16 protein-coding genes are annotated in these 25537 nt (G+C 73.3%); all 16 read right to left on the bottom strand.

Annotated elements, in window-relative coordinates; all coding sequences use genetic code 11:
• Positions 1-20: 20 nt before the first annotated feature.
• Positions 21-830, bottom strand: a complete 810-nt coding sequence (locus ACGFZS_RS25080; protein ID WP_393797032.1) for an alpha/beta fold hydrolase — start codon at positions 828-830, stop codon at positions 21-23.
• A gap of 3 nt (positions 831-833) precedes the next feature.
• A complete protein-coding gene (dpgC, locus tag ACGFZS_RS25075; RefSeq protein WP_393797367.1) occupies positions 834-2153 on the bottom strand; it encodes a (3,5-dihydroxyphenyl)acetyl-CoA 1,2-dioxygenase DpgC in 1320 nt (439 codons plus the stop codon).
• Positions 2154-2791: 638 nt separating this feature from the next.
• On the bottom strand, positions 2792-3457 hold the full coding sequence (gene dpgB, locus ACGFZS_RS25070; protein ID WP_393797031.1) for an enoyl-CoA-hydratase DpgB: 666 nt from the start codon (positions 3455-3457) through the stop codon (positions 2792-2794).
• A gap of 32 nt (positions 3458-3489) precedes the next feature.
• Positions 3490-4593, bottom strand: a complete 1104-nt coding sequence (gene dpgA / locus ACGFZS_RS25065) for a 3,5-dihydroxyphenylacetyl-CoA synthase DpgA (protein ID WP_393797030.1) — start codon at positions 4591-4593, stop codon at positions 3490-3492.
• 139 nt (positions 4594-4732) lie between these two features.
• Positions 4733-6106, bottom strand: a complete 1374-nt coding sequence (locus ACGFZS_RS25060; RefSeq protein WP_393797029.1) for a PLP-dependent aminotransferase family protein — start codon at positions 6104-6106, stop codon at positions 4733-4735.
• 212 nt (positions 6107-6318) lie between these two features.
• Positions 6319-8937, bottom strand: a complete 2619-nt coding sequence (locus tag ACGFZS_RS25055; RefSeq protein WP_393797028.1) for an AAA family ATPase — start codon at positions 8935-8937, stop codon at positions 6319-6321.
• 111 nt (positions 8938-9048) lie between these two features.
• Entirely contained in the window at positions 9049-10074 is a 1026-nt protein-coding gene (locus tag ACGFZS_RS25050) for a ParB N-terminal domain-containing protein (protein ID WP_393797366.1), read from the bottom strand.
• 354 nt (positions 10075-10428) lie between these two features.
• On the bottom strand, positions 10429-12549 hold the full coding sequence (locus tag ACGFZS_RS25045) for an ABC transporter ATP-binding protein (protein WP_393797027.1): 2121 nt from the start codon (positions 12547-12549) through the stop codon (positions 10429-10431).
• Between the two features lie 70 nt (positions 12550-12619).
• On the bottom strand, positions 12620-12844 hold the full coding sequence (locus ACGFZS_RS25040) for an MbtH family protein (protein ID WP_033280615.1): 225 nt from the start codon (positions 12842-12844) through the stop codon (positions 12620-12622).
• A gap of 309 nt (positions 12845-13153) precedes the next feature.
• Positions 13154-14410 (bottom strand): ABC transporter permease, encoded by a 1257-nt coding sequence (locus ACGFZS_RS25035; RefSeq protein WP_393797026.1) that lies wholly within the window; start codon positions 14408-14410, stop codon positions 13154-13156.
• The gene (locus tag ACGFZS_RS25030; protein ID WP_393797025.1) at positions 14407-15129 is read right to left on the bottom strand and encodes an ABC transporter ATP-binding protein; all 723 of its coding nucleotides are present in this window, start codon (positions 15127-15129) and stop codon (positions 14407-14409) included. Before ACGFZS_RS25030 ends, ACGFZS_RS25035 begins: the two co-directional genes overlap by 4 nt.
• On the bottom strand, positions 15126-16439 hold the full coding sequence (locus tag ACGFZS_RS25025) for a peptidoglycan-binding protein (RefSeq protein ID WP_393797024.1): 1314 nt from the start codon (positions 16437-16439) through the stop codon (positions 15126-15128). The genes ACGFZS_RS25030 and ACGFZS_RS25025 overlap by 4 nt, the downstream gene beginning before the upstream one ends.
• Complete coding sequence (locus ACGFZS_RS25020; protein ID WP_393797023.1) at positions 16436-17014, bottom strand: hypothetical protein; 579 nt, start codon at positions 17012-17014, stop codon at positions 16436-16438. The genes ACGFZS_RS25025 and ACGFZS_RS25020 overlap by 4 nt, the downstream gene beginning before the upstream one ends.
• 62 nt (positions 17015-17076) lie before the next feature.
• Positions 17077-17349 carry a ferredoxin gene (locus ACGFZS_RS25015; protein WP_390981332.1) on the bottom strand — a complete coding sequence of 91 codons (273 nt, stop codon included), beginning with the start codon at positions 17347-17349 and terminating at the stop codon, positions 17077-17079.
• The gene (locus ACGFZS_RS25010; RefSeq protein ID WP_393797022.1) at positions 17346-18512 is read right to left on the bottom strand and encodes a cytochrome P450; all 1167 of its coding nucleotides are present in this window, start codon (positions 18510-18512) and stop codon (positions 17346-17348) included. The genes ACGFZS_RS25015 and ACGFZS_RS25010 overlap by 4 nt, the downstream gene beginning before the upstream one ends.
• Positions 18509-25495: an amino acid adenylation domain-containing protein gene (locus ACGFZS_RS25005; RefSeq protein WP_393797021.1), complete on the bottom strand. Its 6987-nt coding sequence runs from the start codon at positions 25493-25495 to the stop codon at positions 18509-18511. The genes ACGFZS_RS25010 and ACGFZS_RS25005 overlap by 4 nt, the downstream gene beginning before the upstream one ends.
• Between the last annotated feature and the right edge of the window lie 42 nt (positions 25496-25537).

Genomic DNA, 25537 nt, shown 5'->3' with positions numbered 1-25537 from the left:
ACGGGTCCCGTGGCACGGCCTCACACCCGGGTGCCCGCGAGATGGCCGAGGAGTTCCGCGTTCACCTCGTCGGGCCGCTCCAGATAGCCGAAGTGGCCGCAGCCGGGGATCTCGGTGTACCGGCAGCCGGGGATGGCGTCGGCGAGTTCGCGGGTGAGGCGGGGACGGACCACCACGTCGTCGGCGAAGGCGACGGCCAGACAGGGCCGGGTGATACGGCGGTAGGCGGCCAGCCGGTTCGGGATCAGCTCCAGGCCCAGCTGGGCGCGGACGGCGGCCGGATCGGGGAGGGTGAGCTCGAACAGGCTCAGCCAGTCGGTGAGCCGCGCGTCGTCGTCGAGGGTGCGGGGCGAGAGGTTCTGCAGGGCGTGCCGGTGGGCCGCGACCACGGGCGGGAGCCGGACCCCGCTGTCGGCGAGCGCGAGGTCGGCCGCGGAGGCGGCGGCGATCAGCGCGTCCGTGCGGCCGCCGCCCGCCAGCAGGACGGCCCGGTCGACGAGTTCGGGCCGGGCCAGGACGACCTCCTGCACGATGATCGCGCCCAGCGAGTGCCCGGCCAGCCGGCACGGCGCCGCGCCGAGGTGCTCGATCAGCGCGGCGACGTCGGCGGCCAGGTCGGCGAGGGTGAAGGAGCCGGGCGGCTCCGGGCCGAGCCCCCGGTTGTCGAAGGTGACGACCCTGAGGCCGGCCCGGCGCAGCGCCGGCACCTGGTGGGCACGCCACACCCGGCCGGGGGCGCCGGTGCCGGCGACCAGCACCACGGCCGGGGCGCCGGCATCGCCGTACTCCTCGTAGGCGAGGTCCCTGCCGTCGATCCGTGCGTACGGCATCCGTCACCCGCTTCCCGCCGCGAAGCGGCCGACCTTGCCGATGACGTCCTCGCCGTAGATCCGCAGGGCCTGCTGGAGGGCGAACTCGGCCATGTAGGCGCGGAACGCGTCCTCGGGTTCGTCGGCGAGGTTGAGCATCCGGCGGTTGGCGAGCACGGCCTCGCCGTCGAGCCGGTCCAGTCCGCGTTCGACGGCGGCGTCCATCTCCTCGGGCTCGGCGACCTCGTCGACCAGCAGCCGGGCCGCCGGCTCCGCCGCCCTGATCCGGCGGCCGCCGAGGATGACCTGCCGGGCGAGCCGGGGCCCGGTGAAGCGGCCGAGGCGGAAGTTGCCGGCGCCGGGGACGATGCCCTCCTTGGCGGCGGGCAGGCTGAGGTACGCGTCCGAGGCGGCGACCACGTGGTCGAAGACGAACAGCATCTGCATGCCGCCGCCGATGGCGAAGCCGTCGACCGCGGCCAGCCACGGCTTGTCGGCATACCGGGTGTGCCAGGTCGCGGCATCGCCGAGGGACAGGCCGCGGGCGAGTTTGCGGAGGTAGCCGAGTTCGCGGCGGAGCAGGAAGCCGACCAGCGGGATGCCGCCGGAGCTGAGGCTCTTGAGGTTGATGCCCGCGCTGAAGATCCGCCGGCCCCGGTAGCGGGGGTGGGTCATCTCGCCGCCGCGCACCAGGCCGACCCGGACGCCGGGGTCGAGCAGGGCGAGGTCGACGGCGGTCTCCATGTCGTCGACCTGCTGCTCGTCCTCGGCGTTGAGCCGGTCGCCCCGGCAGAGCGTCAGCCGGGCGACACCGTCCCGGCGTTCCAGCCGTACGGACTCCGTCTCCAGCACGCCCGTGCGCCGGAACTCCGGCAGCAGCGCGACCGCACGGGCGGTGGGCCGGAGCATCGCGTCGAGCAGGTGCGGGCCCGCGACCGGCGAACGCAGCACGGCCCGCAGCAGGATGCCCTGGTCGATCTCGTGCCCCTCCTTGTCGGCCTGCGGCCGGGCCCGCTCCTCCGCGATCCGCTCCGCACCGGGCACCAGACCGGGAAAGGCGACGGCCGCCGCCTCGACCAGCTCGTCGAGCCGGAGCCACCGGGTACGTCCGTCGGTCAGCCGGTCGTACACGGCATCGGCATGCACATCGAGAAACCGCGACCGCGCCGCACGGGCCGCGTCCTTCACCACCTCGGCGACCTCACGCGCCGCAACACCCCGGTCCTCCGGCCGCCCCAGCCCGGCCAACACCCGGTCGGCCTCGGCGGACGCCACCACGACGTCCCGCCAGCCGGCCGGTTCGGCCCCGGCGACGGCCGCCACGGCGGGCGGCCGGCCCTTCAGGTCCGGCGCCGCAGGCCCCTCGGCGCCGGCCCGCTGTCCGGGCAGCTCCGACGCACCGCCCGCCCCCACGGCAGGCGCCCGGCCCTGGACGTCCGGTCCCCCGGTCCTCTCGTCAACGGACCGCCGGCCTTGGGGGTTCGGCTGCCCGGTGGCCCCCACGAGAGGCCCCCGGCCCGGAACGTCCGGTGCTCCGGAGGCCGCCGCGACGGCCCGCGCCGGTCCCCCGGTCCTCTCGTCAACGGACCCCCGGCCTTGGAGATTCGGCTGCCAGGTGGCCCCCACGAGAGGCCCCCGGCCCGGAACGTCCAGTGCTCCGGAGGCCGCCGCGACGGCCCGCGCCGGTTCCCCGGTCTTCTCGTCGGCGGACTGCGGCACTTGGGGGTTCGGCTGCCCGGTGGCCCCTACGAGAGGCCCCCGGCCCGGAACGTCCGGTGCTCCGGTGGCCGCCGCGACGGTGCGCGCTGTTCCCCCGGTCTTCTCGTCGGCGGACTGCGGGACTTGGGGGTTCGGCTGACCGGTGGCCTCCACGAGAGGTCCCTGGGGCTGAAGCTTCGGCGCTCCGGAGTTCTCCGCGTTGTCCGCAGCGGGTGCCTGACCTGGAAGCCCCGGTCCCCCGGAAGGGTCCCGTGGGGTGGTGGTCATGCCGGTTCTCCGGTGGGGAGGCGGCGCAGGGCGCGGTCGCAGGCGGCGAGGTGGGAGCCGAGGGCGTCTTCGAAGGGGGTGGTGGCGGCGTCGAGGAGGAGTTGGCGGCGGACGGCGAGTTCGCTGCCGCCGTGGCCGGCGTAGCGGAGGAGCAGGTCGGTCAGGGCGGTGTCCGGGTCGTCCGTGAGGTCGTCGGCGAGGCCGAGGGTCAGGGCCTGTCCGGCGTCGATCGGGTCGCCGAAGAGGACGGCGCGGCGGGCGCGGCCGGCGCCGAGGAGGCGGACCAGGCGGAAGACGGCCATGCCGGGCCAGGTGGCCTCGCCGTCGGAGGGCAGCACCAGCCGGGTGCCGGGCACGGCCAGGCGCAGGTCGGCGGTGAGGAAGGCGTCGAGGGCGGTGCCGCCGGTGTCCCCGGCGGCGACGGCAACGGTCACCGCGGGGAGCCGCTCGAAGCGGCGCAGGGTGCGTTCCCACTTGGTGACCAGGGCGGTGTCGAGACCGTCCGTCCAGTCCGGGTCGGGCGCGCCGCTGACCCGCAGCACGGCGACGGCGGGGCCGCCGTCCTCCACCCGGTCACAGAGGGCGGCGAGTTCCTTCACGGCCACCGCCGTCGGCGGCCGACGGCCGTCCACGGTCAGGGCCGGCGTTTCGTCCACAGTCACGTCCACGTCTCCCACGTCTCCCGTGCCTCCCGTCACCACTGCACCAGTACCGTCTCGAGGGTGGATCCCGGTCCCATCGTCATCAGCACGCCGTAGTCGCCGGGTTCGGCGGCCTTCTCGTCGAGCAGCCGCTCGTAGGAGAAGAGGAACGAACCGCTGGACACATTGCCGTAGTCCCGCAGCACGCCGACCGTGTGGCGCAGGTCGTGGCGGGTGAGGCCGAGGTTGACGACGACCGAGTCGATGACCTTCTTGCCGCCGGAGTGCACCAGCCAGTGCCGGATGTCGCTGCGGCGCAGCCCGGTGCCGGCGAGCAGCCGGTCGATGACGATCTCGGCGTGCGCGCCGACCACGTACGGCACCTGCGGGTCGAGGTAGAAGCTGAACCGGCCCAGCTCGCGGTCCCAGTCGTAGCGCATCGCGCCGACCGCCTCGGGGATGATGCAGCTGGCGAACTTGAGCAGGGTCGGGCCCTCCTCGGCGGGCGCCGTCTCCCGCGGGCCGGAGAGCAGCGCGATCGCGCCGGCGCCGTCGCCGAAGAGGCTGTTGACGACCGCGGTGCGCATGGAGGAGTCCATGGCGTAGGCGGCGGAGCAGGCCTCCGTGCACAGCAGCACGGCCAGCTCCCCGGGGTGCGCGGCCGACCAGCCGGACACCAGGTTCAGGGCGTTGAGGCCGGCGTTGCAGCCCATGCCGACGATGTCGCTGCGCGAGCAGTGCCGGTCGATGCCGAGTTCGCGGATGAGCAGCGCGCTGATGCCGGGGGTGAGGAAGCCGGTGGAGGTGACGCAGCACAGGTGGCGCAGGTCGGACAGGTCGGCGCCGGCCCGCTTGAGGCAGGCGCGGAGCGCCTCGGCGCCCATCTCGACGGCCGCCCGCTTGTGCTTGTCGAGGAGGTCGCCCTGGCTCTCGGGGCTGCGCACGCCGTCCGGGCCGGGCTCGGGCAGCTGCAGGTGGCGCCGGTCGATGGCGCTGTTGCGGAAGACGGAGGTGATCTTCGGGTCTCTGATCGCGAAGGCGTCGAGGACGTCCTGCTGGGAGTACGAGGCCGGGGGCACCGCGGTGCCGACGCCGGTGATGCGCGGCCGGTGCGCCGCGGTGACGACGCCGTCGCCTGCCTCGAGCGTGATGGTCATCGGAAGGTCCACCCCCACATACGGGACTTGCTGCGCGGTATTTGACGTGATCGCGGATTCGTGCCGAAATCGCGCACGGATTCCACCTTTCGGAAAAGTTCTGGAACGTTCGGAGGTGCCTGGGGAACGTTCGGGAAATTCAGCGCGGCCGGCTGTGTACGGGCCCGGGAACGAGGTCCCGGTCCGCCGCCGTCTGTGCCTCGATGAAATCGACGAGGCGCGCCGTGCCTTCCTCGATCTCGGTCTTCGTCAGATAGCTGGTGGAGAGCCTCAGTGCCTGCTCTCCGCCGCCGTCCGGATAGAAGTAGCTGAGGGGGGTCCAGAGCACCCCGAATTTCTCCGCGGAACGGGCGAGCGCCGCGTTGTCGGCCCGGAAAGGGACCTGGACGGAGAGGAAGAAACCACCGGCGGGCCGGTTCCAGCGGACGCCCAGCTCTTCGCGGCGCGCGGCCGGGAGCCGGGCGTCGAGGCAGTGCAGGGTGGTCCGCATGGCGTCGCCGTAGTAGGCGGCGGGCCCGGCGTTGAGCGTGGAGATCCGGCCGTCCGCCGCGAGCAGGGCGCCGGCCACCACGGCCTGGCTCAGCGAGGAGGTGTTGACCGTCACCATGCTCTTGATCCGGGTGAGTTCGTCGGCGAGCAGGCCGGTGTACCCGTCCTCGCCGACGACTTGCTGGTCTGCGACGGCGAAGCCGACGCGGGCTCCCGGGAAGACGGTCTTGGAGTAGGAACCGAGGTGCACGACGGTACGGGACCGGTCGAGCGACTTGAGGGTGGGCAGCGGGGTGCCGGGGCTGACCCGGCGGTAGGGGCTGTCCTCGACGATCAGCAGGCCGTGCCGTTCGGCGGCGGCCAGCAGCAGGTCGCGGGTGTCCCGGTCCACCGTGTTGCCCGAGGGGTTGGAGTGGTCGGGGATGATGTAGAGGGCGCGGGGCCGCCGGCCGGCCGCCCGTTCCCGCGCGACCACCGTCTCCAACTCCGCGAGGGAGAAGCCGTTCTCGTCCTCGTCGACCGGGACGACGGTGACGCCGAGCAGCCGGGCGGCGCCGGTGATGCCCGAGTAGCAGGGGCTGGCCACCAGGACGACGTCCTCGGGTCCGGCGACGAGCGCGCGCAGCACCAGCAGCATGGCCTCCTGGGCGCCGACGGTGACGACGACCGACTCCGGCGGTACGTCGATGCCCTCGTCGGCGCGGAGCGAGTCGGCGATGATCCCGCGGATCTGCCCGGCGGTGGGGCCGTACTGGTAGAGCGCGGTGCGCACCTCGGCGGGGGTCCGGCCGAGGGCGGCCAGGTGGTCGAGATAGCCGCGGAGATGGGCGAAGACCTGCTCGATGTCGAAGAAGCCGTCGTAGGGCCGGCCCGGCGCGAACGAGATGGCGTCGGGATAGCGGTGGGTGATCTCGTTCAGGAACGTCATGGTGTCCAGGACGGGATCACGGACGCTGGCGTGCAGGTCGCCCCTGCTCAGCACACGGCCGTCGGACGGGGTGTTCGGGAATGCGGTGGCGGACACGGAAACGCATCTCCCCCGGTGAGAATCGACGGCGTCCATGGCCCTGGAATCATCAGGTGGGTCGCGCCGTTTTCCCGGTCAGCATCACATGATTCCGGTCGCCCCAACAACGTGTCCAAGAGGCGGGAAGGCCGGTTGGACGGGTTCCGGAAGGCATGTCGAAGAGGCCGCTGGGCATTGGCCAGAGATTTACGGGGGAACGCCGTCCGACGTCAGACGCGGCTTTCTTCGACCATGTGCAGAACTTCCCCGGAGAAATGCGCGAGAGGTTCCGGAAGATCCGCCCGGCGGCGCACCTTGAGTTTCCGGTACACCTTGGTGAGATGTTGCTCCACCGTGCTCACGGTGATGCTGAGCAGGTCGGCGATCTCCCGGTTGGTGCGGCCGGCCGCGGCGAGCGCGCCCACCCGCCGTTCCGATTCGGTGAGTTCGGGGAGCGGTGCGGGGCGGGCGGCCGTGGTGGCCGGGCGCGGCGCGCGGCCCAGTCGTACGGCGCCGCGCTGCCGCCAGTCCACGAAGCCCGGGCCGTGCAGCCCCCAGCGGACCGCGAGTTCCCGGCAGCGTTCGAAGTGCCGCAGCGCTTCGGAGGTACGGCCGCGGGCGGCCTCGAACCGGCCGAGCGCGTAGCGGTAGGGCAGCGCGAACGGGGTGCCGGACATCGCGCCGGGGACGGGCACGTCGAGGGCGGCGCGGGCGGCGGCGGTGTCGCCGGCCTCGGTGGCCGCGAGCAGCGCGGTGGCGAGGGGCGCGCCGATCGCGATGCCCCAGGCGTCGGCGGTGAGCGTGAACAGCCCGGCGCGGGCGAGGTGTCCGGCTTCGTCGGCCTGGCCGCGGCGGAGCGCGGTGGAGGCGGCGACGGTCTGCAACAGGGCCCGCCGGACCGGGACATGACGGTGGCCGGGCTCGGCGAGCAGGTGTTCGGGCCAGCGGTCGGCGCCGGTCAGCCGGCCGTCCTCCAGGAGACAGGCCAGGAGCAGCAGGGTGGCCGGGAGGGGGCCGTCGACGCGGGTGCCGCGCAGTGTCCCCCGGGCCGTCCGGTCGGCGGCGCCGCCCGCACCGCCCCCGCCGTCCCCTGCGCCGCCGCCCTGCCCGATGTCGCCGACCGGTCCGATGTCACCGGCCGGTCCGGTGGCGCGGGCGAGCAGGGCGCTGGGGATCGGGGTGGCGCGGGTCCGGATGTGGGCGTCGGGGTCGGGGCGGACCAGCCGGAGCCAGTCGTCCAGGACGGCGAGTTCCGCGCGGGCTCCGGGGGCGCGCTCGGCGACCGTGCGCAGCACCGCCTCGGCCTGGGTGAACTGCCCGTTCCACAGGAGCTGTTCGACGACCGCGCGGGCCTCCTTGGCGGTCACCCGGCCGGTGCGCGCGGCGCGGACGAGCGGGGGCAGCCGGCGGGCGGCCGCGGCGGGGTCGACGAGCCACTCGGCCTCGGCGAGGGCGGCGGCCGTCTCGTCCTCGCAGGGGGTGCCGGCGGTCAACTCGGCGGCTCGGCGCAGGTAGTCGACGGCGGGCCCGGCGTCGCCCGCGGTCAGCGCCTCGTGTCCGGCCGCCCGCAGCACGTCGGCCTGCCAGCGGGAGCGTGCGGTGCCGCGGGCGGCGAGCAGCTGTTCGGCGACGGCCCGGGCGGGCACCCCGTCCCGGTGCAGGAGTTCGGCGGCGCGGGCGCGGAGGGCGGCCAGTTCGTCGGCGCGGAGGTCCTCCAGGACGGCCGACCGGGCGGCCTCGGTGCGGAATCCGGTGCCGTCCGCGAGCAGCCCGGCCTCGCACAGGTCGTCGGCGGTGCGCCGGACGCCCGCTGTGTCCTCGTCGAGGAGGGCGGCGATCAGGGCGGGGTCGGTGCGGGCGGGATCGGTGACGGGGCCGGTGAGTACGGCGGTGGCGCGGGCGACCGCGAGGGCCGCGGGGCCGGCGCGGTGCAGGCAGCGCAGATAGGCGTGGCGGAAGGCCGGGCCGGGGACCGGGCGGGTCGGCGGGGTGCCGGCGTGGTCGTCCCGGGTGCCGTCGGCGAGGGCGTCGACCAGCAGCGGGTTGCCGCCGGTCGCCAGGTGCCAGACGGTCGCGTCCACCCGGCTGACCGGTCCGGCGGCGGGCGCCGCGCCGGTCCGGACGTGCCGCGCGTCGTCGGCGAGGGCCTCGACCAGCAGCGGGTTGCCGCCCGTCGCCAGGTGCCAGGCGGCGGCCTCCACGCGGTCCGCCGCGCGGGCGCCCAGCCGGTCCGCCAGCCGGCGCCGCACTCCCGTGGCGGACAGCGGCGCGAGCCGGATCCGGTGGCTGTGGGGCAGGTAGAGGGTCTCGGCGTGCGAGGAGACCAGCGCCCGCTCGTGGCCGACGCACTCGGTGAGCACGACGAGCACGGCGGACGCGTCGATCCTGCGCATCAGATAGCGGAGGCAGGCGAGCGACTCCTCGTCGGCGACGTGCACGTCGTCGACGAGGAGCAGGACCGGTGCCCGCTCGGCGAGGCCGGTGACGGCCTGTGCGAAGCGCCTCAGCAGCGCGCGGGAGGCGTAGCCGCCGGCGGCCGCGGCCGCGGCGATCACCGCGCAGTTGTCGGCGGCCCGGACATCGACGGACCGGGCCGCCGCCCGCAGTGCGGTCATCAACTGTTCGATCAGGCCGAGCCGGTCGTGCCGTTCGGCCGGCGACGCCGTCGCCGACGCGCACAGCGCGCCCTGTCCGGCGGCCCACTCGGCGAGCGAGCGCAGCAGCGCGGTCTTGCCGCAGCCGACGGGTCCGTCGGCGAGGACGACCGCGCCGCTGCCCGCGGCACACGCCCGGTAGAGCTGGTGGAGCTGTTGGACTTCCCCGTTCCGTTCCTGGAGGTTGTGCGGCACCTGGCCCCCCGACTCACTGTTCCCCCGACAGCTTGCTTCCAGGGTAGTCGCTCGTCGATCGGTCCTGCGGTCGTTGCCGCGACGGGTATGTCCGTTCTGCCGCTACGACGGTCAGCCGACCGATGCCGTCACGTCCCGCCGGACGCGGGTCGCGAAGTCAGCCCACATGTCGGCGAGTTGGACGGCGAGGTCGGCGACGATGCCGCTGCAGTGCGGCGGGACGTTGCCGATGATCGCGTCCCACTCCTCCTCGCGGACCGCGTGGATCGCGAGCAGCCGCAGCAGGCTGCGGCCGGTCTCGGAGAAGCGCAGCGCCGGGTCGGCGGTCAGCCGCTTCACCAGGACGACCCGGTCGGGCCCGACGTCCACGCGGGTTCGGGTGGCGGGACGGGCCAGCCGCAGGGCGGTGGGTTCGCCCGGCGGCACCGGGACGGGCCCGGAGCCGGTCCCGTCGGCGGCGTCGGATCCGCCGCCGGTCTCCGTGGTGATGTCGTGGACCGGCTCGGCCTCGTGGTCGCGCCGGCGGGACCGGGGCAGCGGATCCTCCCCGTTGCGCAGGCGGTTGCGCACGTCCCGTGCGGTCTCCGGGGAGATGCCGGCCGCGCGGGCGACCTGCCGCAGCGACAACTCCGGGTTCTCGGAGAGCAGTTCGCCGGCGCGCAGGCGGCCGGCGGCGCCGTCCAGCGGGCGCATCCGGCCGTCCTGGCCGAGCCTGCGCTCGTCCGGGGCGGTGGCACCGGGGCCCAGCCGGCGGCGGATCTCGCCGACGGTTCCGGGGGCGATGCCGGTCACGGTGGCCACTCTGCGGTCGGACCAGTGGGGGTGGGAGACGATGATCCGTTCCGCGGCGCGCTGCCGGTCGGCGAGCGCGAGTGGCAGCCCGTGGGTGACGTTCAGTTGGACCGCGAGGACGAACGCGGCCGATTCGTCGCCGTCGAAGAAACGGGCGGCGATGGTGGTGTCCCCGCGCAGCCGGGCCGCGCGCAGCCGGTGAAAGCCGTCGATGACCCGCATCGTGGGACGGTGGACGATGATCGGAGGCAGCGCGTCGGGCGCCGCCGCGAGTATTTCGATGTGCTCTTTTCGTTCGCCTGCCAACCGAGGAGAACCGGCCAGGCATAAAGCGTCGATTTCCACTTGAACTACGGACTGTTGCTCGATGACTCCCCCGTGCTCCACCCCGACTCCTTGTCCGCCCCCCGCCGTCAGGACGGGCGGCTGTTTTCGCTCCTGGAAGAAGAACCTTCTTCCGAACCCTCCGTCCCGCGGGTATTTCTGCCGCCAATGCCGGGCCACGCTGATATCTTTCTTATTTCGACACCTAGCGCCATAAACACACCCGCCGTAGACAACACCGAACGTAACAGTCCCCCTGGGCGTTCGAAACCCCTGTCACCCACGGCGACCGGCCCGGCGTAGGGGTTCGAGGAAACGAACAGCGGTGCCCGCGACGCCGTGGGACGTCGCGGGCACCGCTTCCGGGGGACGGATTCAGCGCGGTCGGGGGCCTCCCGGGCCGCCGGGACCGCCCGGTCCCCCCGGCCCGCCAGGTCCTCCTGGTCCGCCCGGCCCCTCGGGCCCGCCGGGACCGAAGAAAACCGGTCGGGGACCCGGTCCTGCCATCCCCGGGCCTGCCATCCCCGGGCCGCCGGGTCCGGGTCCGAAGCCGACCTGCCGGGGGCCGAAGACCACCGGTTCCGGGATCCGCTGTTCCAGCAGCTCCTCCGCGTCGTCCTCGGTCTCGGCGGCGAGGGCGCGGCCGGCGAACTGGGTGCGGTGGAGCTCGGCGTAGAGCCCGCCGAGTGCCAGCAGTTCGTCGTGGGTGCCGCGCTCCACGATCCGCCCCTGGTCCAGGACGATGATCTGGTCGGCGTCCCGGATGGTCGACAGCCGGTGCGCGATCACCAGCGAGGTCCGGCCGGCGAGCGCGGTCTTGAGGGCCTGCTGGAGGGCGGCCTCGGACTCGGAGTCGAGATGCGCGGTCGCCTCGTCGAGCACGACCACCGGCGGGGCCTTGAGCAGCAGCCGCGCCATGGCGATGCGCTGCTTCTCGCCGCCGGAGAGCCGGTAGCCGCGGTCGCCGACCATGGTGTCCAGGCCGTCGGGCAGCGAGGCGACGAGCCGCCAGATCTGTGCGGCCCGGCAGGCCGCGACCAGTTCCTCCTCGGTGGCGTCCGGGCGGGCGTAGAGCAGGTTCTCCCGGATGGTCGTGTGCAGCAGGTGCCCGTCCTGGGTGACCATGCCGACCGTGTCGCCCAGCGACTCCAGCGTCAGGTCGCGCACGTCCCGGCCGTCGATGAGGACGGTCCCCTCCTCCGGGTCGTACAGCCGCGGCACCAGGTGGGTGACGGTGGTCTTGCCGGCGCCGGACGGGCCGACCAGCGCGGTGAGCTTGCCGGCCGGGACGGTGAAGCTGAGGTCGCGCAGCGCCCAACTGTCGCCGTCGCGCTCGGCCGCCGGCGTGGCGAAGTCCTCCAGAGAGGCCAACGAGACGTCGGCGGGCCTCGGATGACGGAACGACACCCCGCGGAACTCGACGCCGGGGGCCGTGTCGCGGGTCGCGGCGGGCGGCAGCGCCACCGCGTCGGGTTTCTCGGTGACCAGCGGCTTGAGATCGAGGATCTCGAAGAGCCGGTCGAAGCTGACGAGCGCCGTCATCGCGTCGGCCTGGGCGTTCGACAGCTGGCCCACCGGAGCCATCAGCCGGGTGAGCAGCGTGGTGAGGGCCACCAGGGTGCCGATCCGGAAGGCGCCGTGCACGGAGAGCACTCCGCCGACGCCGTAGACCACGGCGGTGGCGACCGAGCCGATGAACATGGTCGACAGGAAGAGCATCTTCATGGAGACCGAGTTGCGGACGCCGATGTCACGGCCGCGGGCGGCGAGCCGCGCGTAGCGGGCGGTCTCCCGGTCCGGACGGCTGTAGAGCTTGGCGAGGAGCGCGCCTGCGACGTTGAACCGCTCGTGCATGAGCGAGCCCATCTCGGCGTTGACCTGCATGTGCCGACGGGCCAGGCCCTGCAGACGGCGGCCGATGAGGCGACCGGGAAGGATGAAGAACGGGACCAGCACGAGGGAGATCAGGGTGATCGTCCAGGACAGGTAGAACATCGTGGCCAGCACGAACACGACGGTCAGTCCGGAGGACACCACGGTGGAGAGCATCTGGGTGACCGCCTGCTGGGCACCGATCACGTCGGTGTTCAGCCGGCTCACCAGGGCACCGGTCTGCGCCCGGGTGAAGAAGGCGAGCGACTGCCGCTGCACATGGTCGAAGACCTTCACGCGCAGGTCGTAGACGAGGCCCTCGCTGACCTGGGCGGAGAACCAGGTCTCCCCGAACCCCACCAGCGCGGCCAGGACGGAGACCGCGGCGACCGCGACCGCGAGCCAGACCACGGTCCCGGTGTCCCGGGCCACGATGCCGTCGTCGATCAGGTACTTGAGCAGCAGGGGCGGGGCCACCGCGCAGAGGGCGTTCAGCGTGGTGCAGACCACGAGAAGGCCGATGGAGCGGCGGTGCCCGCGGGTGTACGGGATGATCCTTTTCGTCGTTCCGGGCTTCGCCCGCTGTCTGTCGTTCGAGGAATCCGGCCCGTCGGATCGGACCATGACCGGTCCGGGCCCGCCCATCATGGCCACAGGTACTCCCTGGGTCGCGTCGCCGCGGTCTGGCCGGCCATCAGTGGGCCGCCTCGGTCTTCCTCATCGCGTCGATGAGGCTCTGCGGACGGAGATCCGTCCAGTTCTCCTCCACATAGGCGAGGCATTCCTTGCGCGTGGCCTCCCCGAAAGCGAGCCGCCAGCCATTCGGAATCTCTGCGAATGCAGGCCACAACGAGTGTTGATTCTCCCTGTTCACGAGCACCAGAAAGGTCCCGTTTTCGTCGTCGAACGGGTTCGCCATAATCGCTCCCACGGATCATATTCCTCGGTGGATGAGAAAACCCTAGCCGTCACTTATGGGACGAACAAGGCTCACCAATTCGAGGAACAATCCGAGGAGCAATCCCTGGATATAGGTATTGTTTATTCGGGGACGACTGCAGTCGGGTCACCAGTGTCACGTGCCGGACGCCGACGCGACAGGGGCGTCCAACCGACCGACCCGGGCACTTGGACACCGGACCGGGGTGCGACGCCCCCTCCGCACGGGGGTGGACGGCGAGGGCGCCGCGGTCCGGATTGTCAACTGTCAAGGCACGGCCGCCGCCGGCTAGTTGGTCGCGAGGGCCTCCGTCGGGGGCAGCCGGGCCGCACGGACCGCGGGGTAGAAGCCGGCGAGTCCGCCGATGGCGAGGGTCGCGGCCAGGCCGCCGGCCATCGCCCACAGCGGCACCAGGGCGGCCCACCCCTGATAGGCGGCATAGCCGTCGGTCACGCCGATGCCCAGCAGCACGCCGCCCACGCCGCCGAGCCCGGAGAGCAGCAGCGCCTCGGCGAGGAACTGGATCCTGATCTGGCCCCGGGTGGCGCCCAGCGAGCGGCGCAGCCCGATCTCCGAGCGCCGCTCCAGCACCGAGATGACCATGGTGTTGGCCACCCCGACGCCACCGACCAGCAGCGCGACCCCGCCCAGGCCCAGCAGCAGCCCGCTCAGCGTCTTGTCCGTCGCGTTCTTGGCGGCCAGCGCGTCGGAGGGACGGGAGACGTTGACCTCGTTGGGGTCCTCCGGGGACACCGTGGCGCCCAGGACGCCGTGCACCTTCTCGACGTCGGAGTCCTTCGCCCGGGTGTAGATCGTCGTCGGATAGCCGTCGAAGGACAGCTCCTTCTCCGCCACCGGCCAGCCCACGAAGGCCTGTGTGTCAAGGACCGGCAGCAGCTCGTTGTGCGCCAGCAGGCCCACCACGGTGAACCAGTGGTTGCCGAGCCACACCTGCACGTCGGGGCCGGCCCGGTGGACGCCGAGACTGCGTGCCGTTTCCGAGCCCAGCACCACGGCCGGATAGCGGCTGCTGGCGCCGTTGAGCCAGCGGCCGTCCACGATCTGCCCGCCGATGGACCGCAGCAGGTCGGTCCGCGCCGCGCTGACCGAGAGGCCGCCGGACTCCACCGACGGAATGCGGTCGTTGCGGTAGAGCTTCGCGTCCGTGGTCCCCGTGGCGGAGGCCGAGATCACCTCGGGTCGGCTCCCGACCATGGCGACGGCGTCCTCGGACAGATGGGCGTTCGCGCCGGTCATGGTGGTGCCCGGGGAGACCGTGAGCAGATTGGTGCCGAGCGCGGCCAGCTGCTTGTTCAGGTCGTTCGTCGACGAGGTGGAGATGCCCACCACGCCGATCATCGCGGCGATGCCGATCGCGATGCCCAGGGCGGAGAGGAAGACCCGCATGGGCCGCGAGCGCAGGCCCCAGCCGCCCACCCGGGCCACGTCGGACAGGCTCAGCCGGGCCGCCCGGGGCCGCGGCGGCGGGGGCAGCTCGGCCCAGGGCCGCTCCCGGCCGGCCGGCGGCGACTGCGTCGTGCTCATCGCTCCACCCCCGTGTACGCCAGGGCCCGGGGCCCCGGTGCCCCCGAATCGTGCTCGATACGACCGTCCCGGACCCTGACCTCGCGCGGCAGGGACGCCGAGATGTCCCGGTCGTGGGTGATGACGACCACCGTCGTCCCGGCCTCGTGCAGCTCGTGGAGCAGTTCCATCACCACCGTCCCGGAGCGGGAGTCCAGTGCGCCGGTCGGCTCGTCGGCCAGCAGCAGCGGCGGATCGCCGACCACCGCGCGGGCGATCGCCACCCGCTGCTTCTCACCGCCGGACAGCTGCTGCGGCTCGTGCAGCAGCCGGTGCCCCAGGCCCACCCTGCGCAGCGCCGCCTCGGCGAGCCGACGCCGCTCACGGCGGGGCCGTCCGCCGTACAGCAGGCCGTCCGCCACGCTGTCGAGGGCGGGGACTCCGGCGGCGAGGTGGAACTGCTGGAAGACGAAGCCGATGGTGCCGGCCCGCAGCGCCGACAGCTCGCGGTCGTTGAGGGAGTCCACGGCGTGGCCGGCGATCGCCACCGTCCCCGACGAGGGGCGGTCCAGCGTGCCCATGATGTTGAGCATGGTGGACTTGCCCGAGCCCGACGGGCCGACGACCGCGAGCATCTCGCCGCGGTGGACCACCAGGTCCGTGTCGACCAGGGCGGCCACGTCGCCGTACGACTTGCTGACTCCGGCCAGCTCGATCACCGGGTGGGCTGCGACGGTCACTTCGGGACCCCCACGACCGTGCCCGCGGTGATGCCGGTGCCGGAGATCTCCACCATGCCGTTGCCGAACGTCCCGAGCTTCACATCGCGGTACTCCGTCTTCGCCCCGGTCACCACCTCGACCGCGTAGCCGCCGCCGGGCAGCGCGAACAGGGCGCTGATCGGCACGGCCAGCACGTTGGCGCGGGTCTCGGACGCGAACTCGACACTGACGGAGGCGGCCTGGTAGGCGCCGATCTTCGCGGCGTCCTTGACCTTCAGCTCCACCGGGACGGTGGCGTTGGAGGAGCCTGAGCCCGAGGAGCCCCCCGAACCTCCGGCGGGCGAGGAGCCCGAGGAATCGTTCGACGACGTCGGTGTGCCGATGTCCGTCACCAGGGCGGTCACCGTGGTGTTGTCCGGCAGCGTGACGGTCGCGGCCCCGCCCTTCTTCGCCAGGTCCGCGTACTGCACGGGCAGGTCGACGGAGATCACCCGATCGGTTCCTGTCCAAGTGAGCACGTCCCCGGCGAGGGTGTCGCCGACGGCGAGCTCCGCCTTGGCGACCCGCCGCGCGCCGGAGGCCACCAGCGCGTCACCGACCCGCACCTCCCCGGTCTGCGAACGGCCGAGCTTGTCCTGCCACTTCTCCACGGCGGCGGCCGTGCCGGAGTCGTACGTGTCGTCCACCGTGAAGCCCCGGTAGCCGAGCGCCCGGAGGTTCTTCTCCAGCATCCTGACGTCGCTGCCGCTGCTGCCCGGCTTCAGCGTCCGGTACAGCGGCACCGAGCCGTACAGCAGCGGCACCGACTGCTGGTCGACCTTGTAGACCGGCTGTCCGCGGGTGATGGTGTCGCCGTCCGAGGGCATCCAGGTGACGATCCCGGAGCCGGCCCCGCCACCGCCCTGCGCCGACCCGCCGGACTGCGCCGAGCCGGACGACCCGGGGGCCTGGACCGCCGCGGTGTCGCCGTACCCGAGCTGCCCGTCCACGGTCTGGGAGCTGGTCAGCGTCGTCCGCTTCACCTGCACCGTGGCGGGCGGTCCGGAGGGCGCCGTCGCCCCGGTCTTGTCGTCCCCGCCGCCGAACACGCCCGAGGCGGCGCCGGCCGCGGCCACGGCGACCACCACCGCACACGCGACGATCAGCGCGATGCGCATCCCGCGGCGCCGCGGGCGACCGCCCTCGGGCGGCGGCTGCTCCACGGCACCGCCGTTCCCGTCGAAGGAGGAGGCGAGGGCCGCGGCCCTCGGCTCCAGTTCCCCGCCCGGAACGTCCGCCCCGCTCTCGGGGGCGGCCGTCTCCACGGTCCCCTCCTCGCGAGCGGTCACTGCCCCCCTCCTGTGACCATCAGGCTGCCGCCGGGCCGGATGCTGTAGCAGGCGGCCGTGGCCTTGGCGAAGTTGGGGTCGTCCTGCCCGGAGATACCGGCCGCGTCGGCGTCGATGATGATCGTGCTGCCGTCGACCTTGGGGTCCTGGAAGTTGGGCATACCGTTCTTGCGGATGCACTTCGCCCACGCGGCGACCTTCGTCGCGTCGAAGGACCGGCTGTTGGCGGCGGCGCCGGTGTCGCCCTGCACCAGCTTGGACTGGCAGGCCGACTGGGCCGACTTGAAGGTCGGTGAGTTCTGGTCGACGTCCGCGGGGACCGTCAACTGCACCCGGCCCTGGCTGTCCTCCTTCGGGTCGGGGTAATTCGAGACGCCGTTGTCGCGCATGCACTGCGAATAGGCGACGGCCGAATTGGAGGAGCCGCTCGACGAATTCGACGAGCCCTGGCCGTCGTCGGACGCGTCGGTGGATTTCGAGTCCGACGAACAGCCGACGAGCATTGTTCCGGCCGTCAGCACGGAAAGGACCGCCAGGACCGGCCCGGCCATACGCTTCTGAAATGTGTTCGGCATACCACCAGTTCTACGGGGCACCCGGTCACACCGAGGTTGCAACGGGCGCCCCACGCGACCGTTCAGTCAGCCCGGTCCCCGGCGGCACTCTCCCGCGCGTCGGACGCCACCAGCGTGATGGCGCCGGCGGGGCAGCGGGACGCGGCCGCGCGCAGCGCCGGCAGCGCCTCCGGTGCCGCCTCGCGGACGCGCGGCAGCGCCAGGCCGTCCTCCTCGGACTGGTCGAAGTACCTGGGCTCGAACAGGGCACACACCCCCGAGCCCGCGCAGCTGTCGCGGTCGACCCGGATCTCGACGCGCGCCGCGCCCCCGTCCGCGCCGGTCACCGGCGTCACCAGGCGACCGGAAGCGTCTCGACGCCGAACTGCGGAGCCAGCAGCCGGAAGCGCAGCTCCTCCACCCCGGCGCCGAGGCGCAGGCCGGGGAACCGCTCCAGCAGCCCGGTGAAGGCGATCCGCATCTGCACGCGTGCCAGCCCGGCACCCAGGCAGAAGTGGCTGCCGTGGCCCAGGGCCAGGTGGTTGGCGGACTCCTCCCGCGCGATGTCCAGGCCGTCCGCGAGGCCGTCGCCGTGCGGGCAGCGGTTCGCGGCGAGCACCGAACACGACACCACCTCGCCGGCCTTGATCACCTCGCCGGCGATCGCCACGTCGACCAACGCCGTGCGCGGCGAGACGACCGCCACTACCGAGACGTAGCGCAGGAGTTCCTCCACGGCCCGGTCCATCAGCTCGGGCCGTTCCCGCAACAGGGCCAGCTGCTCGGGATGGAGCAGCAGGGCCAGGGTGCCCAGGGCGATGGCCTCCGCGGTGTTCTCGATCGAGCCGTTGGCGATGCCCTCGCAGAGTCCGGCCAGCTCCTCGTCCGTCACCCTGTCCCCGTGCTCCCGGATCAGCGTCCCGACCAGACCCTCGCCCGGATGACGGCGCTGCTCCGCGACCAGTTGCTCGAAGTGCCTGAAGTACGCCGTCGCCGCCGGCTTCCGGCGGGCGCTGTGCCCGGCGGCCCGGTAGTCGCTCAGCCGGGACAGCTCGGGCAGGTCGTCCCGGGGCAGGCCGAGTATCTCGGCGAGGACCAGGCCGGACACGGGCCGGGCGAAGTGCCGCATCAGGTCGGCCGGTTGTCCCGCCCGCTCCAGCAAGTCCAGGTGATCCGCGACGATCCGCTCCATCATCGGCTCCAGCCGCCGCATCTGCCGCACCGTGAACATGGGCGCCACCAGCCGCCGCAACCGGCTGTGCTCCGGCGGGTCGATGTGCAGCAGGCTGCCCTCGTGCTGATCGAGTTTGCGGCCGCCGGGCTCCGGGGGCGGCACGTTGGAGAACCGCTCGGAATCACCGAGGATCTGCCGCACCACCTCACGGCCGGTCGCGATCCAGCCGGGCATTCCCCCGGGCGCCCTGGAGAGCGGCGCCCGCGCACTGATCTCCAGGAGTTCCGGCACCGGGTCCAGCAGGCTCCGGCGCTTGTCGACCTGTAGCTCGAACGACTGCGTCATGCGGGGTTCTGCCTTTCTGACGTGTCCGACGTGTCCGACGTGTCTGACGCGGACTGCTGCTCCACGAGCCGTTCCGCGACCGCGCGCCCGATGACCGCGGCGCTCTCGGCCCACAGCAGCCCTATGTGGTTGGCGGGGACCTCGATCCCGTCGATGCGGCCGGCGATGTACTGCTCCCAGGTCGTGCGCTTCGCGTCGAGCGACATCTGGGCCAGACCGCCCTCGGTGGCCAGGAACAGCAGCGCGTCACCGCCGAAGCGCCGGGGTGTGTGCAGCCGCTCCAACCCGATCATGTGCTGTTTCGTCCCCTCCATGTCGCGTGTGAACGCATCGGCCAGCGGCGCCCCCAGCTCCGGACCGCTGAGCACCACGCGCCCTTCGCGGTCCACCCCGTCGCCGTCCTCCTCGTGGGTGCTCTCCGCCTCCCGGTGTCCGCCGGGGAATCCGTCCAGCAGCGCCAGCAGCGAGACTTGTTGGCCCTGCTCCTCCAGCGCGGTGGCGACGGCCTGGGCGAGCACCGCGCCGAAGGACCAGCCGAGCAGCTGGTACGGCCCCTCGGGCTGCACCGCACGGATGCGCTCGACGTGACCGGCCACCATCGCGTCCATGCTGTCCGGCATCGCCCCGCGGCCGGCGAAGGCGGGCGTCTGGAGGCCGTAGACCGGGAGGTCCTCCGGAAGGTGCTGCAGGATGCCGGAGTAGCACCAGGCCAGGCCCGTGCTGTGGTGCAGGCAGAACAGCGGTGTGCGGGAGCCCCCGGACCGCAGCGCCAGCAGCGCGTCGAGGTCGTCGCGTCGGCGTCCGGCACGTCGTGGTGCCGACAGGTCGGCGCCGCCGTCCTCCGCGGCGCGCGGCTCCACCAGTCCGTCGGAGGTCCACGCCGCACGCCGGCCGGTGCGCAGCATCAGGTCGCCACCGGGTCCGAAGGGGTCGGGCACGAAACTGCCCGCGGTACGGCCCGGCGCGCCGGCATACACCCGGGCCAGGGACGGGCCCGCCACATACAGATCGCCTGCCACCCCGGCCGGGACCGGCCGGAGCCAGGCGTCGAGGACGTAGGCGCGCGCGGTGCGGGGCAACCGGACGGCGGCCGGCGCCGGCTCACGGTCCGGCCGCTCCGTCGCGGGTACGACGGTGGTGTCCCCCAGTTCCACGGTGCCGCCGCCGCGCAGCACGGCCACCATCCCGACGAGCAGTTCGGCGACGGGTGCGGCCGCGTCCAGACGCACCGCGCCGTCGGCCGATCCCGTTGCCGGGGACGCCGCCTGACGATCGATCACCCGACCGAGCAGGGACCGGTGATCCAGCATTTCGCCGACCAGGGTGCCGTCCGGTGCCTCCACGGGGAGTACGACCGCCGGTTGGGACGGCGACGGCGCCCGGACCGTGGCGGTGCGGCGCAGCCTGCTGTTCCCGGCCCGGATCGCATCCTCCACCCGCAGTACCGGCACCGTCCCCGTCCCCGGCACGGCGGCGTCGCCGGACCGGACGAGCGCGGCCGGCCGCTCGCAGCCCAGCGCGGCGGCCGCCGCCAGCGGGCCCGCGGGGTCGTCCGGGTCCGCGATCAGGCACACGGCACCGGACCTGAGCACCCCGAGCACGGCGACCGCCCAGCCGGTGCCGGGACGGGCCGCCACCACGACGACACCGCCCGCGCCCGCCCCGAGCCGGTCCAGCCGTGCGGCGAGCCGGCCCGCCGCCCGGTCCAGCGAGCGCCGGGTGAGGTGACCGTCCCGGTCGCGGACGGCCACGGCACGCGGATCGCGGGCCGCGGACTCGGCGAGCGCCGGGAGCACGGTGCCGTCCGGGACCCGGGCCGCGCCCAGGTTCCACTCCTCGGTCAGCCGCCGGAACTCCGCCGTACCGAGCAGGATGTCGATCCGGCTCAGGGTCAGTCCGGGATCTGCCGCCACCTGTTGGAGGACGTGGACGAGCCGCTTCGCGAGGCGGGCCGCGGTGGCCCGGTCGAAGAGTTCCTCGGCGTAGTCCAGGGTGCCGTCGAGGCCGCCAGGTCCGCCGTCGTCCCGGTAGCGGTCGGTCAGCCGGAGCGACAGATCGAACCCGGACGCCGGGGCACCGAGGTCGACCGTCGAGGTGTTCAGGCCGGGGAACGCCGGGACGTCCCACTTCTCCGCGGTGTCCTCCCGTACGTCCAGGACGGTCTGGAAGAGCGGATGCGGGTCGCCGGGCGCCTCGTCCGCGACGCCCAGGATCTCGGCGATGCGCGCGAACGGCACGTCGCCGCGTACGTCGGCCTCTCCTGCGGTCTCCCAGACGCGGCCGAGCAGTTCCCCGAACGTCGGGTCGCCCGAGATGTCGGTGCGCAGCGGCAGCAACCCGGCGAACGGGCCCATGGCGGCTTCGAGTTCACCGCCGGCCGCCGGCCGCTGCGTCACGGCGCCGATCGTCAGATCGGTACCCGCGCCCATCCGGGCGAGGAGCATCGCGAGACCCGCGTGGACGACGGCCGCCGAGGTCGCGCCGAGCGGTCGGGCCACGTCCATCAGGCGGGCGTGCGTCGCGGCCGGGACGCGCAGCGGCACCGAGCGGGCCCGGTGGTTCGGCCGGGCGGGCCGCGGCCGGTCCGTGGGGAGGACGGTCGCGGTCGGGGCGTCCGCCAGCATCTCCTTCCAGTACGCGATCTGGTCGCCGACCCCACTCCCCTCGGCGTCCGCCGCCGTCGCCTCTGCTTCCGCCTCTGCTTCCGCGTCTGCGAGTCGGCGGTTCTGCCACACCGCGTAGTCGGCGAACTGCAGGGGCAGCGGCGCGCGTTCCGTGGCACGGCCCTCGCGGCGCGCGCCGTACGCCACGGCGACGTCGCGTACGAGAGCGTCCCGGGACACGTCGTCGGCGCCGATCCGGTGGAGGACGAGGAGGAGGACGTGGTCCGTGTCGGAGAGCGCGAACAGGGTGGACACCCAGGGCGTTTCGCGTCCGAGGTCGAAGCGATGGTCGGCGCGGGCGGCGAGGACGGCGGGAAGCTCCTCCTGGGTCGCCTCGACGAGCGGCAGGGCGGGAACTGCGGCGGGGTCGTCGGCGTCCAGGATCCGCTGGACCAGTCCGCCGTCAGGGGTCTCGGCGAAGACCGTATGCAGGATGTCGTGCCGTGCCGCCACGTCCGCCAGCGCTGCCCGCAGGGCGTCGTGGTCGAGTTCGCCGCGCAGGCGCAGGGCCACGGACGACTGCAGGGCCCGGGTCCGGGAGTTGGCCGCGGCGCGCCGCCAGTCGAGCCGCTGCCCGGCCGTCGCCGGCGCCACACCGCCCTCGTGCTCGACCGCGACCACCGGGGGCCGCTCCTTCAGGGCCAGGATGCGCGCCGCGCCGATCGGCGTCGGCTTGCTGAAGAACTGCTTCATGTCCAGCTCGACACCGGCCTCCGACCGGATCCGGCCCGCGAGGTGCATCGCCAGCGCGGAGTTGCCGCCCAGGTCGAAGAAGTTGCCGTCGGCGGCCACCCGGTCGATGCCCAGTACCTCGGCGAACAGGGCGCAGAGCAGTTCCTCCGTCTCGGTCCGGGGCCGGCGGCCCAAGGCGCCGTCGTCCAGTTCCGGGACGGGGAGAGCGCCGTGATCGACCTTGCCGTTGACGGTGAGGGGCAGGGCGTCGAGGACCACGACGACGGACGGGACCATGTAGTCCGGGAGACGCGTCGCGGCGTGCTCACGCACGCTCCCGGTCTCCACACTCCGCCCGCCCTCCGGGTCGGCCGGCAGGACGTAGGCGACGAGGCGCGGGTTGCCCGGCCGGTCCTCGCGGACCGTCGCGATGGCCGTCCTGACGTCCGGGTGGGCGGCGAGCACGGCTTCGACCTCGCCGAGTTCCACGCGGAACCCGCGGATCTTCACCTGGGTGTCCGCACGCCCCACGAAGGCCAGGTTGCCGTCACCGTCGGGCAGCCAGCGGACCAGGTCACCCGTGCGGTACATCCGCTCGCCGGCACCGAACGGGCAGGCCACGAACCGCTCCGCGGTCAGCTCGGGCCGGTTGACATAGCCCCGGGCCAGACCCGAACCGGCGATGTAGAGCTCCCCGGTGACACCCGCGGGCACGGGCCGCAGATACGCGTCCAGCACATAGGTACGGACGTTGGGCAGCGGCCGACCGACGGCCGGGGGTGCGTCCTCGCCGGTGATGCCCTCCTCCAGCAGGACGGCGGTGGTGATGACGGTGGCCTCGGTGGGCCCGTAGGTGTTCCACAGACGGGCGCCCGCACGCCACCTGGCCGCGAGACCGGCCTCCAACCGCTCCGCACCCAGCACCCAATTCGCCACCCCCGCAACCGACTTCGGCTCCAGGGCACGCAACAGGGAGGGCACCACGCTCGCCACCTCGACCCCGGCCGCCTCGACCATGCGCGCCAGCGCCGCACCGTCCAGCCGCTCGTCGGGCGAGGCGATCGCCAACGCGCCCCCGGCGGCGAGGGTCACGGCCACGTCCAGCACCGCCGCGTCGAAGCTGAACGACGCGAACTGCAGCGCTGTCACCGCGGGTTCCACTCCCAGGACGGGACGCATGACCGACGCCAGGTGCGCCACGGAGGCATGCGCGACCGCGACACCCTTCGGACGACCGGTGGACCCTGACGTGTAGATGACGTACGCCAGTTGATCGGAGGTGACCTCCGGCAGCTCACCCGAGTCGGTCCCCAACTCGCCCACCAGGACCGTCTCCACGTCCGCCGACAACCGGTCCACGGTCTCCTCCGCGACCAGCACCAACTCCGCACCACTGTCGGCCACCATGAACAACAACCGATCCGACGGATACTCCGGATCCAACGGGACGTACGCCCCGCCCGCCTTCCACACCGCCAACATGGCCACGACCATCTCGGCCCCACGCGGCAGACACAGCCCCACCCGCGACTCACGACCCACACCACGGGCAACCAGACCCCGCGCCAACGCATCCGACCGCGCATCCACCTCCCCGTAGGACAAAGCCTGCTGCCGGAACCACAACGCCGCCGCCCCCGGCGTCCGCACCGCCCACCCACGGAACCGCTCCACCACCGTCGACGCGTCCACATCCCGCGCCGTGCCGTTCCACTCCTCGACGACCGCGGACCGCTCGGCCTCGTCCAACAACTCGAAGGCGCTCAGGTGGACTTGGGGGTCGGTCGCGGCCTGCTCCAGCACCCGTGCCAGTCGTTCGGCGAGACGGCGTACGGTCCGCTCGTCGAACAGGTCGGCGGAGTAGAGGATCCCGCCGCCGAGACCGGCCGGGGTGCCGCTGTCGGAGCGGCGCTCGTTCAGCGACAGGGAGAGATCGAAGCGGGCCGCGGGGGCCTGTGCCGGCGGAACCGCCTCGACGGTCAGGCCGTCGAGGTCCCACTGCGCCTCAGGCAGATTCTGCAGCGCCAGCATCACCTGGAACAACGGGTTGCGGGCCGCGGAGCGCGCAGGGTTCAGCTCGTCGACCAGCCGCTCGAACGGCACGTCCTGGTGCGCGTACGCCGACAGGTCCGACTCACGCACCCGCCGCAGTATCTCGGCGAACGACGGATCCCCCGCCAAGTCCGTCCGCAGGACCAGGGTGTTGACGAAGAACCCTGCCAGCTCCTCCAGTTGAGCGTCCGAGCGGCCGGCCACCGGTGTGCCGATGCAGACGTCCTCCCCGGCGCCCATCCGCGCCAGCAGCACCACCAGCGCGGCATGCACCACCATGAACATGGTCGCCCCGCTCCGGGCGGCCAACTCCGCCAACCGGGCATGCGTAGCCGCGTCCACCCCGACCGGCACCGAACCACTGCGGAACGAGGGCGTCGCCGGGCGCGGGCGGTCGAAGGGCAGCGCCGTCTCCTGCGGCGCCCCGCCCAGCGCCTGCCTCCAGTGAGCGATCTGACCGGCCCCCGCGCTGTCCGGGTCGTCCAGCTCGCCCAGCACCTCGCGCTGCCACAGCGCGTAGTCCGCGTACTGGACCGGGAGGGGTTCCCACTCCGGCGGGCGGCCGCCGTGCCGGGCCCGGTACGCCGTCCTCAGGTCCCGCGCCAGGACGCCCATCGACCAGCCGTCGGAGGCGATGTGATGGGACACCAGCAGCAGGACCCACTCCTCCTCCGCGACCCTCAACAGGCTGGTCCGCCACGGCAGTTCCGTCCCGAGGTCGAATCCGCGCCCGGTCTCCTCCGCCATCGCCTCCCGCCAGCGCGCGCCGGCCTCGATCACCCGAAGCCGGGGGCGGCCCTCGGCCCCCTCGCGGATCTCCTGGTACGGCACTCCCTCCACGTCGGGGAAGACCGTACGGAGGCTCTCGTGCCGGTCCGCCACGTCGCCGAGCGCCGCCTCCAGCGCCGCCACGTCCGGTTGGCCCCACAGCCGCAGGGCGAACGGCTGGTTGTAGGCGGCGGCCCCCTCACCGTCGCCGTCGGCGCCTTCGATCCGGTTGAGGAACCACATCCGCTGCTGCGCGAAAGACAGCGGCACCCGCTCCGGACGTTCCCGGCGGCGCAGCGGCGCGCCGGCGGCCGCCCCGGCCCGGTCGACCAGGCGTGCCACCCCGGCCACCGTCGGATCCGCGAACACCTCGCGGACCCCCACCGACACATCCAGCTCCGCCCGCACCCGCGCGATCAACCGCATCACCAGCAGCGAGTCGCCGCCCAGCGCGAAGAAACTCTCCTCCGCCCCGACCTCCTCCACCCCGAGCAACTCCGCGAACAGGGCGCACAACGCCTCCTCCGCAGGCGTCTCCGGACCCCGGGAACCGCCCGCTCCGAGGTCGGGAGCGGGCAGGGCGGAGCGGTCGATCTTGCCGTTGACGGTGAGCGGGAACGCGTCGAGTACGACGACCGCCGACGGAACCATGTACTCGGGCAGCCGAGTTGCGGCGAAGGCCCGCAGCGCTTCGGCGTCCACGTCCCCGACGACATACCCGACCAGCCGCCCCTCGCGCGCCACCACCCCGGCCCGCTCGACCTGCACATGGGCGGCCAACACCGACTCGACCTCGCCGAGTTCCACCCGGAACCCACGGATCTTCACCTGCGCATCCGCACGCCCCACGAACTCCAGCTGCCCGTCCGA

Origin of the sequence: Streptomyces sp. NPDC048288 (assembly GCF_043201555.1) — a bacterium.
Lineage (GTDB): Bacteria > Actinomycetota > Actinomycetes > Streptomycetales > Streptomycetaceae > Streptomyces.
This window is presented reverse-complemented; position numbering and strand designations above follow the sequence as displayed.

Coding starts and splice junctions, on each gene's coding strand:
- ACGFZS_RS25020 (WP_393797023.1), bottom strand. CDS start 17,014: ATGCCGAACACATTTCAGAAGCGTATGGCCGGGCCGGTCCTGGCGGTC.
- dpgA (WP_393797030.1), bottom strand. CDS start 4,593: ATGACCATCACGCTCGAGGCAGGCGACGGCGTCGTCACCGCGGCGCAC.
- ACGFZS_RS25080 (WP_393797032.1), bottom strand. CDS start 830: ATGCCGTACGCACGGATCGACGGCAGGGACCTCGCCTACGAGGAGTAC.
- ACGFZS_RS25040 (WP_033280615.1), bottom strand. CDS start 12,844: ATGGCGAACCCGTTCGACGACGAAAACGGGACCTTTCTGGTGCTCGTG.
- ACGFZS_RS25035 (WP_393797026.1), bottom strand. CDS start 14,410: ATGAGCACGACGCAGTCGCCGCCGGCCGGCCGGGAGCGGCCCTGGGCC.
- ACGFZS_RS25045 (WP_393797027.1), bottom strand. CDS start 12,549: ATGGTCCGATCCGACGGGCCGGATTCCTCGAACGACAGACAGCGGGCG.
- ACGFZS_RS25010 (WP_393797022.1), bottom strand. CDS start 18,512: ATGACGCAGTCGTTCGAGCTACAGGTCGACAAGCGCCGGAGCCTGCTG.